This window comes from Actinomycetota bacterium (genome assembly GCA_005888325.1).
GTDB lineage: Bacteria > Actinomycetota > Acidimicrobiia > Acidimicrobiales > AC-14 > AC-14.
In genome coordinates this window covers 40,444-52,252 of record VAWU01000064.1, presented here as the reverse complement: position 1 = coordinate 52,252, position 11,809 = coordinate 40,444, and the positions used below count along the sequence as shown (strand labels likewise).

Below are 11,809 nucleotides of genomic sequence, written 5' to 3'. Positions count from 1 at the left end.
GCGGGGACTCGCTCACCCGGGGCCAACGATGTCGGGGGTCAGGCGGTGCTGGCTTCGATCTGCTTGGCGTCGCCGCCGGAGCTGACCTCGACCCTGCGAGGCTTGGCCTGGTCGGCGACCGGGATCCGGATGGTCAGCACGCCGTTGTCATAACCGGCCTCGACGTGGTCGACGTCGAGGCCGTCGCCTAGGAACAGCTGGCGGCTGAACTTTCCCTGCGGGCGTTCGGCGGCGATCACGTCGATACCGTTCTCGCGCTGCCACGCCCGCTCGGCGCTGACCGTGAGCACGTTCTTCTCGACGGTCAGGTCAATCGAGGACGACTCGACGCCCGGCAAGTCAAAGTGGACCAGGAACTCGTCACCCTGCTTGTAGGCGTCCATCGGCATGACGGGAAGCCTCGCGTTGCCCGACAGCTGGTCGGTGAGGCGGTCGAACTCTCGGAACGGGTCGGACCGCATGAGCATCGTCGCTACCTCCTCCGTAACTAGTGTCCTCTGTCGTCTCCAACTCGGGAGCATAACCCTCCATCATTCTTCTTGACAAGCACAGACTGAAGTTTTATCCCTTACAGAGCAACAGTACGAGGGAGGATGGCCAGTGACCCGCACGGTGGGACCAGCCGGCGATGGGATGGGAACGCGTCTGCCGCCCGGTTCCCGACTCGCGCCCGATGCTGGGGTGTACGTGATGTCGGTCGCGGCCGAGCTGGCCGGACTGCATCCCCAGACCCTGCGGGTCTACGAGCGGCGAGGGCTGCTCGAACCCGCCCGCACCGACGGAGGGACCCGCCGCTACAGCCACGCTGACCTCGCCCGCCTGCACCGCATCGGCGAGTTGTCCGGCGTCGGCGTGAACCTCGAGGGCGTCCGCCGCATCCTCGATCTCGAGGCCGAGCTCGCGGCCGTAACCGCCGAGCTCGCACGTGTTCAAGGCAGCTTCGGCGCGGGATTCAGCACGGCGGCCAGCCATCCCGGCCACGGGCCGAGCAGCGAAACTTCAGGGGTCACCCCATGAGCTGACGGCGGAGGTGAAGCGAGTGAGCCTGTCGATCCATGTCCAGAGCACCAACGGCACGGTCGTCGTCGCGCTGGCCGGCACGGCCGACGCCCCCATGCTCAAGCCGCTCCTCGAGCCGCTCTCGGCAGCGCTGCTCGGAGCCCAGACGCTCGTCCTTGACCTCGATCAGCTCACCTTGTCCGACGCGGCTCCCCTGCGAGAGCTGGTCGTCGCGCTGCTCGACAACGCCCACGGCGGCCAGCTCACCATTGCGGCCGGCCACGACCACGCTGTGGGGGCGCTGACGGCGTCCCGCGTCCACCATCTCGTGCCCATCCACCGGAGCGTGGCCGACGCCATCGGTCACCCGACCCAGAGCCCGGGACACTGAGCCATGGTGAGCGCGCCGGGCACGGACCGGGCACCGAAACCGGACACGCGCCCGGTGCGCGCGTTCGTGGTTGAGCGCGCCGCCATCCTGGTGGCCTGGTCCGGGATTCGACGACGCGCGGTCCGGCCGCGGGAACGGGCAACCGCGCCACACGTCTGTGTCATGCTCGCTATGGCGCGACCGGATGGCTGGTCATCGACCGAAGCTTGGCCGCCGCCCTCCCGGCTGAACCGCAGGGATGGGCCAGCGCCCGTAAGGAATGAGCCGTGGCCTTCGACCGCGACGACCACCCTGACCGCTTCACCGACGCCCAGCGGGCGGGTCTCGACGTCCGCCAAGCCGACCACGACCGCACCCTCGCCGCGATGCACGAGCTGGAAGCGGCGCTCGCGTCGGCCGCGCCGGGTCGCGAGACCGCGTGGCGAAATGCCGTGCTCGGCGCGCTCGACATCCTCGACGGTGCCACCTCGGCGGAGGAGGCCAACGCACGTCGGGCTGACAGCCTGCTCTCGGACATCGAGCGAACCCAACCGCGCCTCCGCAACCGCGTACGCGGGGTGCGGGCCCAGTACCGCCAACTCCGCGGGAGCCTCACCTCGCTCCGGCGCGAGTTGGCCGAACCAGGAAGCAGCGCCGTCGACTTCGCCGACCTTCGCCAACGACTCGCGTGGCTACTCACCGCGCTGCGCCACCAACGCGCGCGAGAGTCCGACCTCATCTACGAGGCGTACTACGAAGCGTTCAGGCGCGACATCGAAGAAGACGCTCGCCCGAGGTGACCAACAGCACCCGAGATCACGGCGACGAGGGTGACGACCTGTACGACGCGCTCGGCGTTACGTCGCGCGCCACAGGCGAAGACATAACCCGGGCGTACCGCCGACTCGCACGCGAGCACCACCCCGACACCAACCCCCGCGCTGAGCGCGAGCGCTTCAGCGACCTCACTGACGCCTACGACGTCCTTCGCGACCCAACTCGCCGCCGCGCCTACGACAGGACACGCACCGCGCGTGCCGGCGCCGCACGAGCCGCCGCTGGCGTTCGCATCCCGGTTCGCCGGGTCAAGCCAACCGAACGATTGCACCCAACCGGTCCCGCAGACAACACGCAGCCGCACGACGACCCACGGCCAGAACACGGTGAAATCGATCTGCCTCTTTCCTTCGATCAGGCGGCGCTCGGCACCACCGTCACGATGCCGGTCGACACTGACGTCCTCTGCCCTGCGTGCGCCGGTGGCGGCACGGAAACGACCGGACCAACAACCTGCCCCGACTGCGGCGGAGAGGGATCGACCGAGCGGCAGTCGGGCGGACTCAGGATCCGGTACGAATGCCCACACTGCGACGGGTCGGGCAAGGCGCGAGCGCAGCGATGCTCACACTGCGGCGGGCGGGGCCAGGTACGCGAGGTTCACGAGGTGACCGTGAGGGTTCCCGCCGGTGTCGACAACGGGACCCGCCTGCGATTCAACCTTCCAACCGTCACCGAACACCGCGAGATGTTCGCCGTGGTGAGCGTCGCCGACCATCCCTTCTTCGGTCGCCACGGCTTCGATCTCACGCTCCGACTACCGGTTACGCTCTCCGAGGCCGCGCTCGGCTGCGTCGCAACTGTCCCCACCCTACGCGGAGCAGTCGCGATCCGCATCCCTCCGGGAACACCGTACGGGCGAACACTGCGCGCACGCGGCCATGGAATACCTTCAGGTCCCACCCCGGGCGATCTCCTAATCACGATCGACATCGTGATCCCGGCTGAGCTGAACGAGCGACAGCGCGCCGCGCTAGAAGCCTTCGGTGACGCGACCGAGTCGCCCCGCAAGCACTTCGAGTCGGGGGATCCGTCATCGCCATTACAGCCTTGAAGAGTTGCTGGTGAGCTCTACGTCACGAACGCAAGTGCCGTTCTCTCGCTCTCACTGCTGAGCTTGGCGGAACACCTTGGGGCGGTCTGACGTCTGTATCCTGTTCCCGCTTCTGAGCGAGCGACTCCGTCGGATGCGTCGGCAGACGTCTCAGGCACGGCGTGGGTCGAGCCTGAGCTTTGGCCATCTGACACGCGCAGGACTGGCAGCGGGGATAAGCCGCGCTCTTGACCGACGGCGTCGATGTGACCAAGGTCGGCGAGCAGCGCGGACCAAATCGGGTGTGCAGATACATCCGTAGGTGGACTCCACCCAAGCCGCCGTAGCTCGCCACCGCACGAAGCGAGGTCGGCGACGGGTCTGAGTCCGATGCACCGCACGGCGTAGGTAGACATGACACCCGTTGCGGTGTCCGCTGTCGCCAAGCCTTCGCGTCGCGCGCGTGATCCATTGCTCAGTAACGAGTCGGCATCCGTCTCCGCTCTGACGAAGATGTTGGCGGCGGGACCGAAATCGACCTCGCACTCGTAGACGACGCGTGTTCCCCGGCCCTCGGACGTGAGACGAAACCACCATTGGATCCGCCGAGGCTTCGGCGGCACCGATGGCATCGACGTCTACGAGACGACCGCCGGTGCCTCGAACTGCACGATCTCGGACGCCGCCGTCATCTTGGTGGTGCGGCCCATTATTCGGATCTCCTCATCGGCCTCGAACTTGGCACCGACGCCGAGCGGGCCATCATCGATACGCCGCAGCGCCTTCAACTCGCCGCTGCCTGCCAGGGCAGCATCCCGCCGGAATCTCACGACGCTACGGAGGACCGCAACGCGTTGGTCAACTCAATCAGGCAGATCTGTATGCGCCGCCGTGCACCTCGCCACTACCGACGTTGTCCTTTGTCCGCGTGTATCTCAGGTATGCGTGCCGCAAAAAGTGTGCGCCGCAAGAGGCCTTCGTCGATTGCGGAACGCATCGCTTGGCGTTCGGCTTTGCGTTCTTCAAGAGCGTGCGTGCCGAGCAGGTCGACCAACTCATCTTCGTGCTCACGCCATCCATCGACCCACGCCTGTTGGGTCTGCGAGAACGCGGTCGTCACATCGATCGCCTCGACATCGATGAAACCGGCCGATGCCAACATCTCCTCATGTGGAGCCTCAGCCCAGACCTCGGGCGGGCCGTTCTTGATCGCTCGCTCTAACTCTGCCGCGGAGAGGCCTTCAGTCGGATGGATCGTGATGAACGCCATTCGACCTCCTGGTCGGAGCAGCCCAGCGCACGCTCTCAGCACGGAGAGCTTGTCGTGCAGTCAACACAGCGTGTCGGTGTGCACGAGCGCCTCGAACGAACCCTGCCGCAGCGGCAACGCCTCGCCACTCGCCGCAACGAAACCCACGAGGCGATCCAAGCCGTCGTGGCGGGCACGACGCATGCCGACTTCCAGGCCCTCGATGGGCACGTCGCACGCGACAACCCGACAACCGAAACTGGCCGCAAAACACAGCGCTGGCCAGCCACGCCCAGTTCCGATGTCAAGCACGCGCATCCCCCCATCGAGCCGTAGGCGCGCCGCGATGTCGTCGACCTGCGCGCGTGTCGTGTACCCGTTGGCGCCGTTGTCGCCGCCGATCACCTCCCGCTCGATCTCAACGAGCACATCCGACTCAAGGCCATACCAATCGCGAATGCGCTGGCGACTCTCCTGCTCACCGGTAGGCATCCCACCCCTCCTTCGATCACGATGCGCTCTGGTGCTGGGTTCAGGTGCGCCAGTTCACCTGGTACGCGTGGATCGGTTCTGAAAAGCCCTTCAGCTGGATGCTGCCACGATCCTCGAATCGGATCGACTTGCCGATGCACAGCTCGCGCACCGCGACCGAAACCGCGATCGTGTCCGGCGGCGTACTGTCGCAGAGACGGCGGGCTAGCTGCACCGCAGCACCGAAGAGGTCGTCGCTGTCGTCGGTCACCGGTTCCCCCGCGCTGATGCCGACACGCAACGCGAGGATCGGGTCCGCGTCGCTCTTCCTGCGGTCGAACGCATCCTGGATCGCGACCGCGCATTCGACGGCGGCGACCACTGAGTCGAACGAAGCCATGATGCCGTCACCGGTGTGTTTGATCTCACGTCCATCCTTCGCAGTCAACGCCTCACGAACGATGGTGTTGTGCTCCCGCAACACGACGAGGTGGGCATCGTCGCCGTACCGCTGGGTGTGCGCGGTCGACGCACACAGGTCGGTGAACAGGATCGCACGCACCGCGGACGCCGTGTAGGGCGTGCCCGGCGGTTGCTGCGGGATCGCACCTAAGAAATCGTTCAGCGGCCGCTCACCAACCTCTAACACGGTCTGCGCGCCTCCGCCGTGTGCACGCACGTGGCAGTCCACCACTGCCTCACGACTCGGGCCCTCGGCCAGACAGAACACTGAACCCGCGTCAGGGTCGAACCAATAGGTGTAGTAGCGAACGCCGAACTGCTCTTGGACCGCCAGGTCCTTCATATGATCGGCCGCGACATCTTCGGGCGAAGCGCCGGGCGAATCATGCCGATCGATGAACAGCGGCACGCGCCCAGCGTAGACGTGCTCGTGGCGCCCTGACACCGCACCCCGCCCAAGCGATCGTGCTCCGCAGCCTACGGCCGAGGCCATCCCGCTCACGTCCTCCAGTACCTGCCGCCGCCCTCGTCGTGCCGGTGGAGAGCCACCCGCGCCCGATTGCCAATCCGCGCTCGGCTCGCGTTCCATCTCAGCGGCGTCGGTACCCCCGCCTCGTTGAGGGCCTGGGCGATCCCCCTGATCGACACGCCCCTCTTCCGCATGGTCTCGATTCGTCGCACCATGTTCGAACGCATGACCGGAGGCCGCCCCAACCGCACGCCCTGCGCCCGCTTGACCGTGAGCGCGTCCTTCGTTGCTGGCCGATGAGCCGCCGCTCGAACTGCGAGAAGTTCGCCACCGAGTTGGCGATCATCTCCCCGGCCGCGGTGGAGGTGTCCACGCCCAGGTCGAGCGCCACCAGCGCCCAGCCCTTCTTCCACGACCGTTCCATGAGCCGGGTGAAGTCGGTCATCGAGCGCGAAAGCCGGTCGAGCTTGGCCACCACCAGCGCCTCGGCCTCGCCCTTCTCTACCGCGTCGAGGGCCTTGGCCAGCGCGGGCCTGCGCGCGGTGGTCTTGGCGCTGGCACCGGCGTCCTCGTAGATGTCGAGGAGCTGCCAACCGCGGCGCTTGGCCTCGTCGATAATCGCGGCCCGCTGCGCCGCCAGTCCGAGGCCGGAGTCGGCCTGCTCTGAGGTGCTGAGCAGCACTGCGGCGTGAGCGGAGCTACTTGGGAACGGTCGGGAACCCACGGAAGTGGCCGTCGAGAACCTTTGCCGCCTTGGCGAGCAGCGACGCCTCGGAGAACGGCTTGTCGACCAGCGCGACGCCGGGTTCGAGCCTGCCCTGTGAGGCCAGGACGGGCTGGGCGTAGCCGGACATGAACAGCACCTCAATGTCCGGGCGCAGCTCACGGACCCGCTCGGCGACTTCTTTTCCGAGCATCTTTGGCATGACGACGTCGGTCACGAGCAGGTGGATCTCACCCGCGTGGCGGGCGACGAGGGTGAGGGCATCGGGGCCATTTGCGGCGGTGATCACTCGATAGCCGTTGCGAGTGAAGATCCGCTCAGTCACCTCGCGGAGCGCCTCTTCGTCCTCCACGACGAGCACGGTCTCTCCCTTGGGAGTGCGTTCGTAGGGGGCGACTTCCTCGATCCACGCCGCGGCCTCGTCGGTCACCGGAAGCATGATGGTGAAGGTGGTCCCGGCACCGGGCTCGGATTGGATGCTGATGCTGGCCTCGGCCTGGGTGACGATCCCGTAGACGGTGGCCAGGCCCAGCCCGGTCCCGGCGCCGTCGCCCTTGGTGGTGTAGAAGGGCTCGAAGGCATGGGCGACCACATCGGCAGACATGCCCGCGCCCGTGTCGCTGACTCGTAGGCGCACGTGTTGTCCGGGGCGCGCCGGTGAGCCGCCGGCGACCGAGTCGGCGTCGACGGCGACGTTGGCGGTGTCGATGCGCAACGTGCCGCCGCCGGGCATCGCATCGCTGGCGTTGACCGCGAGGTTGACCAGCACCTGCTCGATCTGACCCGGGTCGGCGAGGATGGGCCACAGATCGTCGCCCAGGGTGATGACCAGCTCCATGTCTTCGCCGAGGGTGCGGCGGAGCAGCTCCTCGACCCCGGCCACCGCGGCATTGAGGTCGAGCACCCGCGGTTGGACCACCTCTCGCCGGGCGAAGGCGAGCAGCTGGTGGGTCAGGTCGGCGGCTCGTTCGGCGGCCCGTTGGATCTGTCCGACGTCGCGTTGCGCCACGTTGCGCCGCCGTTCCCAGTCGGGTGCGGACTCGACTGCGGCGGTGAGCTCTTCGGAGACGAAGGCGGAGTAGTTGAGGATCACCGCGAGCAGGTTGTTGAAGTCGTGCGCCACCCCACCGGCGAGCCGTCCGAGAACCTCCATGCGCTGCGTCTGTTGCAAGTGGGCTTCCAGGAGTTCCTTGTCGGCATCAGCCGCGAGCGCGTGCTCAACGACTTCTCGTGTCGACCGATCCGCCCGTGGCGCACCCCGTCTTTGAGACACCCAGCCGTTGATCACGCCGAGCGGCGTCGATCCGATGATCGCCTCGTGCGTTGATGCGAGGATCGCGGCCATTCTTTTGCTCGGAGCCGCGAGAAGCCTGTCCTTCGTAGCCTTGCTCATGCACCGTCCCACGGCCGCTCGCCAGGGCGTCTGCTGGGCGAAGCGACCATCACCCAGAGCGATCCGGCTGCAGCGCGCAGGGACTGGACATCGCGCCGGTTGTAACTTGACAAGATACCCGACCCAGGGGCCGAACCACGCAAACCGCCTATATTCCCGTTTCGGCTCGGGTCGTGCGCGAGGGCCCCGGTGACGGGACCGCTCCTGCACGGTGATGCCGAGCGAAGGGTCCAGTCTCCGGGGTCGATGGTGTAGCGGTTCTCGCGGAGCGACATAGGGACGCTCGGCGTCCTCCACTGGCCAGGACACGCGTACGGGTCGGGTGCGACCGCGTCGGCAGGCGCAGCGAGAGCGCCCTCGGTTCCCCGTCGGAAGTGGTCAGTCCGAGCGCGCCTCTTCATCATCGACGACTGCGCGGCTCTGTTCGGCCGCGTCGGCGTCGGGCACCTCGGGATCGGGGCTCTTGCGAACGGCGTCGTCGGACGACGAGGCGACCGCCCGTCGCTGATCCAGGAGGTCGGCCACCGGCACCTCCGGGTGGTCGCTAGCGGTGAGGTCGTCCTCGTCGTCGACGAGAGACTGCGCTTGCTCCAGCGCATCAGCTTCGGGCTTCGGCTCGTCCGACATGGTTCCTCTCTCAACGACGATTCGGCTTCGCTCGGAGTCTCCCTCTCTGAGGAGCCGCTCGCGTCGGCCCGCGAACATCACGAGTCAGGCTTGGGCCGCGATCGCCTGCCAACACCCTCCAACGCCGCCAGCATCCCCTCCAGTCGCCGCACATTGCGCCGCTCGGCTGGCGTGTCGGCGGTCAGCTCGCCTCGGTCGACCGCGCCCAGGAGGCGGCGCAGCATCTCGGCGGCCTCGCGTTGATCGGCCTGACGCATCGTTCGACGCTGCCACATCGGGCATGGCCTTTGGGTGACCCGTCAGGCGCCCGGCAACGTCGGCGACGATACGGCCATGCGGTTGACCAAGCGGTGGGTGATCGCCATCGGCGCGACGGTGGTCGTGCTCGCCGCGGCGTTGACCGCCTTCGCCGTCTCCCGCGGCGGCAACGGCGGCGAGGCTCACGCGCCGTCCGAGTTCGTCCCACGACGACGGTAAGCACCACGACCACGTCGACGACGACGAGCACGACCGCGCTCTGTTCAGTCCGGCCAGAGGTGCGGCGCCGACTCCGGCGTCGGCCCCAGTGTGGCCATGCTCCACGCCAGCAGCTCGCTCCGCGTGATGCCGAGGAACGCCACGAGCTTCTCCTCGATGACGTTAACTCGCGCGCCGAAGTCTCTCGTCAGGATCGCGGACCCCCTCGGCGGCCAACCATGCGCTGAGGGCCGCGGAGGTATTCGTTGCGCAGCTTCATCTCGGCCACCAAACTTCTCGTCGTCGCTCACGTCAGCGGCCTCTTGAACAGCACGAAGCAGCCGGGGGTCCCCTCCGCGAAGCCCACCGGGGCGCTTCGGTGACGCTCACGGCCTCCCAGCCGTCGGCACCTAGTTCGTTAAGAGTGCGGTCGAACCACGCCGGGTCCTTGGATGCAATCCGGCAAGCGTCCCCCACGATTTGTCGACACTGCGCCCGGGTAGATCTGTGCCCGTAGGATGACGATGGCCGATATCGCGTCTGCGCCGCGGAAGTTCTGGATCAACACCTATCACGGCGCGGGCGAGGTGATGGTCGGAGCGCACGGGGACCTCGACCTATCGAGCGTTCCCCGGCTCGAAGGCGCGCTCCACCGGGTGATCGAGACGGACGGCTACCGGGACATCATCGTCGACTTGGCCGACGTGCAGGTCATCGACGTGAGCGGCATCAGTGTGCTCTTCAAGTGGAGCCAGACCCTGCGCGCGCACGGCGTCGACCTCGTCCTCAGCGCGCCCAGTCCGAGCGCGCTCGTGGCGCTGCGGGGATCGGGTCTGTACGAGATGTTCACGATCACTCGGACCTGACCGACCAGCAACTTGCATTCGAAAAGCGCGCCTCGGCGGGGTAAGTCCGAGGAGGTGGCCATGGAGCTGGAGCAACGTTTCACACCCACGCCCGAAGGCGCCCGCGCTGCGCGTCACTTCGTCCAAGCCGTGCTCGACGACCTCGACCCCGACATCTGCCACGTCGCGATGCTGCTCACCAGCGAGTTGGCCACCAACGCCGTGCTCCACGCCCGCACCGACTTCGAGGTCACAGTGGCACGCGGGGAGGACGCGCTGCGGATCGCGGTGACGGATGGGAACACCCGCCTGCCCCAGCCCGGCATGGCCCCGGCCGACGCCACCACCGGACGGGGGCTGGCCCTGGTCGACGCCCTGGCCAATGCCTGGGGAGCCGACCGTCACGGCCGGGGCAAGACCGTGTGGTTCGAGGTGCGCCCGCTCAGCCGTCCACGGTGAGGACGCTCGCCACACCGCTGACCTCCAGCGCCTGGCGGACCTGGGGGCGAGGCGAGCGGAGACACAGTCCTCTGCCCTCCGGACTCAGCGCCTTGTACGCCCGCAGCAGGACGCTGAGTCCTTGGGAGTCGATGAACGTCACTCCCGAGAGGTCAACGGTCACGTCGCCTTGACCGGCGGCGATGGCCTGGGACAGGGCCTCCCAGAGCCCGGGGGCACTGGCCATGTCGATCTCCCCGGCGGCGACGACCATCCGGGTCCCGTTCAGCCCGACTAGGTGGAACTGCTCCACCCCGGACCCGGGCGTGGTGCGCGGTTGCTGGTCGAAGTCTTGTCGTTGTAGCTCCATGACAACCTCCGAGGCGCTTCTCCAACCGACATCAAATTTACCTCGACCGGACGCGGAGGGACACCGCGATCACCCGGTGGAGTCGCATGAGCGTTACCTCTGGGACCGCCACCTCATCGCCTCAAGCGACCCCGGCGAAACCCGAGGCGCCGAGCCCCCCGAGGCGTTGCCAACGGTTCCTTCCTGGCGCCTTGCTATTGGCTGCGAGCCGCTCCGTCCGCACTAGGCAGGGAACGACCTCTGTGCCCTCACCCAGCGACGGGCGGGGGTTCCCTTTTCGCCTCCCTGTCGACGAGCTGGCAAAGCTTCACGACGCGCCAAAGCGCGACTCGATCCGGGCGGTACCCGCGCGCGTTCGCGTCTGGCGGACTTGGCCGCGCTCGACGATCAGTGCTCCACGGCCCGCACGACGAGCACCGGGCACGGTGCGTGACGCAGGACGTACTCGCTCACCGAGCCGAGGTGCACGATGCGCCCGAGCAGCCCTCGTCCGTGTGACCCGACCACGATGACCTCAGCCTCCTCGCGCTCGGCGACGGCACAGATGGTCGCGCCAGCGTCGCCGAGTTCCACACGACGCTCGACCGAACCCTTCGCCCCGAGCACCGCGGCCGTGCGCGCCAGTGCCGCGTGGGCGTCTGCTTGGAGCTGCGCCCAGTCGCGCTCCATCTCCTCGGGTGTCTCGACCGACCCCTCGAAGCCGCCCGCGTCATCGCCGGGAACGTCGCTGTAGACGCACAGGAGCAGGACCTCGTCCATCAGCGCGAGAACATCCTGCGCCCGACGCGCCGCGTCGATTGCAAGCTCGGAACCATCGGTGGCGATCAGTACTCTCATCGCAGACCGCTCTCGGGAAGAAATTGAATCGCGCGATTGGGTGCGCGACCGTGCTGGTGCTGGACGCATGAAGCCATAGCTGTTCCGTTACCCCGTTCACGAGCACCCCGAACTGCGAGAACGTGCGCCGCGGTGGGCTGAGGCGCGACACCGTCGGGCATCGGGGTCGGCGCATCCTGTTGGAACGAGAGGGGGGCACTGCGACGTGATGGCGATGTCGAACATCGTG

General features: G+C 67.5%; 17 protein-coding genes and 1 pseudogene (1 of these 18 cut by a window edge). 6 read left to right on the top strand and 12 right to left on the bottom strand.

Annotated features, from left to right (window positions below; all coding sequences use genetic code 11):
• Positions 1–38 precede the first annotated feature (38 nt).
• Positions 39–467, bottom strand: coding sequence for an Hsp20/alpha crystallin family protein (locus E6G06_19170; GenBank protein TML87072.1), 429 nt, complete (start codon positions 465–467; stop codon positions 39–41).
• A 166-nt stretch (positions 468–633) separates the two neighbouring features.
• Between E6G06_19170 and E6G06_19165 the strand changes: the two genes are divergently transcribed.
• From E6G06_19165 to E6G06_19150, 4 genes are all read left to right on the top strand, one after another.
• Positions 634–1,017: a MerR family transcriptional regulator gene (locus E6G06_19165; protein TML87080.1), complete on the top strand. Its 384-nt coding sequence runs from the start codon at positions 634–636 to the stop codon at positions 1,015–1,017.
• Positions 1,018–1,039: 22 nt separating this feature from the next.
• The gene (locus tag E6G06_19160) at positions 1,040–1,390 is read left to right on the top strand and encodes a hypothetical protein (GenBank protein ID TML87071.1); all 351 of its coding nucleotides are present in this window, start codon (positions 1,040–1,042) and stop codon (positions 1,388–1,390) included.
• Positions 1,391–1,656: 266 nt separating this feature from the next.
• On the top strand, positions 1,657–2,169 hold the full coding sequence (locus E6G06_19155) for a hypothetical protein (protein TML87070.1): 513 nt from the start codon (positions 1,657–1,659) through the stop codon (positions 2,167–2,169).
• On the top strand, positions 2,058–3,260 hold the full coding sequence (locus tag E6G06_19150; GenBank protein TML87069.1) for a hypothetical protein: 1,203 nt from the start codon (positions 2,058–2,060) through the stop codon (positions 3,258–3,260). The genes E6G06_19155 and E6G06_19150 overlap by 112 nt, the downstream gene beginning before the upstream one ends.
• Positions 3,261–3,877: 617 nt before the next feature.
• Here the strand turns inward: E6G06_19150 and E6G06_19145 are convergent.
• The 8 genes from E6G06_19145 to E6G06_19110 all read right to left on the bottom strand — a co-directional run bounded on the left by E6G06_19145 (position 3,878) and on the right by E6G06_19110 (position 8,891).
• A complete protein-coding gene (locus tag E6G06_19145; GenBank protein ID TML87068.1) occupies positions 3,878–4,069 on the bottom strand; it encodes a hypothetical protein in 192 nt (63 codons plus the stop codon).
• Between the two features lie 74 nt (positions 4,070–4,143).
• Positions 4,144–4,509, bottom strand: a complete 366-nt coding sequence (locus tag E6G06_19140) for a hypothetical protein (GenBank protein TML87067.1) — start codon at positions 4,507–4,509, stop codon at positions 4,144–4,146.
• 60 nt (positions 4,510–4,569) lie between these two features.
• The gene (locus E6G06_19135; GenBank protein ID TML87066.1) at positions 4,570–4,980 is read right to left on the bottom strand and encodes a methyltransferase domain-containing protein; all 411 of its coding nucleotides are present in this window, start codon (positions 4,978–4,980) and stop codon (positions 4,570–4,572) included.
• Between the two features lie 40 nt (positions 4,981–5,020).
• A complete protein-coding gene (locus E6G06_19130; protein ID TML87065.1) occupies positions 5,021–6,010 on the bottom strand; it encodes a DUF4242 domain-containing protein in 990 nt (329 codons plus the stop codon).
• Position 6,011: 1 nt separating this feature from the next.
• Complete coding sequence (locus E6G06_19125; GenBank protein ID TML87064.1) at positions 6,012–6,614, bottom strand: recombinase family protein; 603 nt, start codon at positions 6,612–6,614, stop codon at positions 6,012–6,014.
• Entirely contained in the window at positions 6,589–8,007 is a 1,419-nt protein-coding gene (locus E6G06_19120; protein ID TML87063.1) for a response regulator, read from the bottom strand. Before E6G06_19120 ends, E6G06_19125 begins: the two co-directional genes overlap by 26 nt.
• 378 nt (positions 8,008–8,385) lie before the next feature.
• Positions 8,386–8,601: a hypothetical protein gene (locus E6G06_19115; protein TML87079.1), complete on the bottom strand. Its 216-nt coding sequence runs from the start codon at positions 8,599–8,601 to the stop codon at positions 8,386–8,388.
• Between the two features lie 110 nt (positions 8,602–8,711).
• Positions 8,712–8,891, bottom strand: coding sequence for a hypothetical protein (locus tag E6G06_19110; GenBank protein TML87062.1), 180 nt, complete (start codon positions 8,889–8,891; stop codon positions 8,712–8,714).
• Between the two features lie 717 nt (positions 8,892–9,608).
• Between E6G06_19110 and E6G06_19105 the strand changes: the two genes are divergently transcribed.
• Both E6G06_19105 and E6G06_19100 read left to right on the top strand, forming a co-directional pair.
• On the top strand, positions 9,609–9,956 hold the full coding sequence (locus tag E6G06_19105; GenBank protein ID TML87061.1) for an STAS domain-containing protein: 348 nt from the start codon (positions 9,609–9,611) through the stop codon (positions 9,954–9,956).
• Between the two features lie 60 nt (positions 9,957–10,016).
• Positions 10,017–10,394, top strand: a complete 378-nt coding sequence (locus tag E6G06_19100; protein ID TML87060.1) for an ATP-binding protein — start codon at positions 10,017–10,019, stop codon at positions 10,392–10,394.
• On the opposite strand, the gene E6G06_19095 is transcribed toward E6G06_19100, so the two are convergent.
• The 3 genes and pseudogenes from E6G06_19095 to E6G06_19085 form a co-directional block, all read right to left on the bottom strand.
• Positions 10,378–10,743 carry an STAS domain-containing protein gene (locus E6G06_19095; protein TML87059.1) on the bottom strand — a complete coding sequence of 122 codons (366 nt, stop codon included), beginning with the start codon at positions 10,741–10,743 and terminating at the stop codon, positions 10,378–10,380. The genes E6G06_19100 and E6G06_19095 overlap by 17 nt on opposite strands.
• 387 nt (positions 10,744–11,130) lie before the next feature.
• Positions 11,131–11,649 (bottom strand): universal stress protein, encoded by a 519-nt coding sequence (locus E6G06_19090; GenBank protein TML87058.1) that lies wholly within the window; start codon positions 11,647–11,649, stop codon positions 11,131–11,133.
• 27 nt (positions 11,650–11,676) lie between these two features.
• Positions 11,677–11,809: pseudogene (locus tag E6G06_19085) on the bottom strand (hypothetical protein); it runs 449 nt beyond the window's last position.

Coding starts and splice junctions, on each gene's coding strand:
- E6G06_19110 (TML87062.1), bottom strand. CDS start 8,891: ATGCGTCAGGCCGATCAACGCGAGGCCGCCGAGATGCTGCGCCGCCTC.
- E6G06_19135 (TML87066.1), bottom strand. CDS start 4,980: ATGCCTACCGGTGAGCAGGAGAGTCGCCAGCGCATTCGCGATTGGTAT.
- E6G06_19100 (TML87060.1), top strand. CDS start 10,017: ATGGAGCTGGAGCAACGTTTCACACCCACGCCCGAAGGCGCCCGCGCT.
- E6G06_19165 (TML87080.1), top strand. CDS start 634: ATGGGAACGCGTCTGCCGCCCGGTTCCCGACTCGCGCCCGATGCTGGG.
- E6G06_19120 (TML87063.1), bottom strand. CDS start 8,007: ATGAGCAAGGCTACGAAGGACAGGCTTCTCGCGGCTCCGAGCAAAAGA.
- E6G06_19090 (TML87058.1), bottom strand. CDS start 11,649: ATGCGTCCAGCACCAGCACGGTCGCGCACCCAATCGCGCGATTCAATT.
- E6G06_19095 (TML87059.1), bottom strand. CDS start 10,743: ATGGAGCTACAACGACAAGACTTCGACCAGCAACCGCGCACCACGCCC.
- E6G06_19130 (TML87065.1), bottom strand. CDS start 6,010: ATGGAACGCGAGCCGAGCGCGGATTGGCAATCGGGCGCGGGTGGCTCT.
- E6G06_19105 (TML87061.1), top strand. CDS start 9,609: ATGACGATGGCCGATATCGCGTCTGCGCCGCGGAAGTTCTGGATCAAC.
- E6G06_19140 (TML87067.1), bottom strand. CDS start 4,509: ATGGCGTTCATCACGATCCATCCGACTGAAGGCCTCTCCGCGGCAGAG.
- E6G06_19170 (TML87072.1), bottom strand. CDS start 467: ATGCTCATGCGGTCCGACCCGTTCCGAGAGTTCGACCGCCTCACCGAC.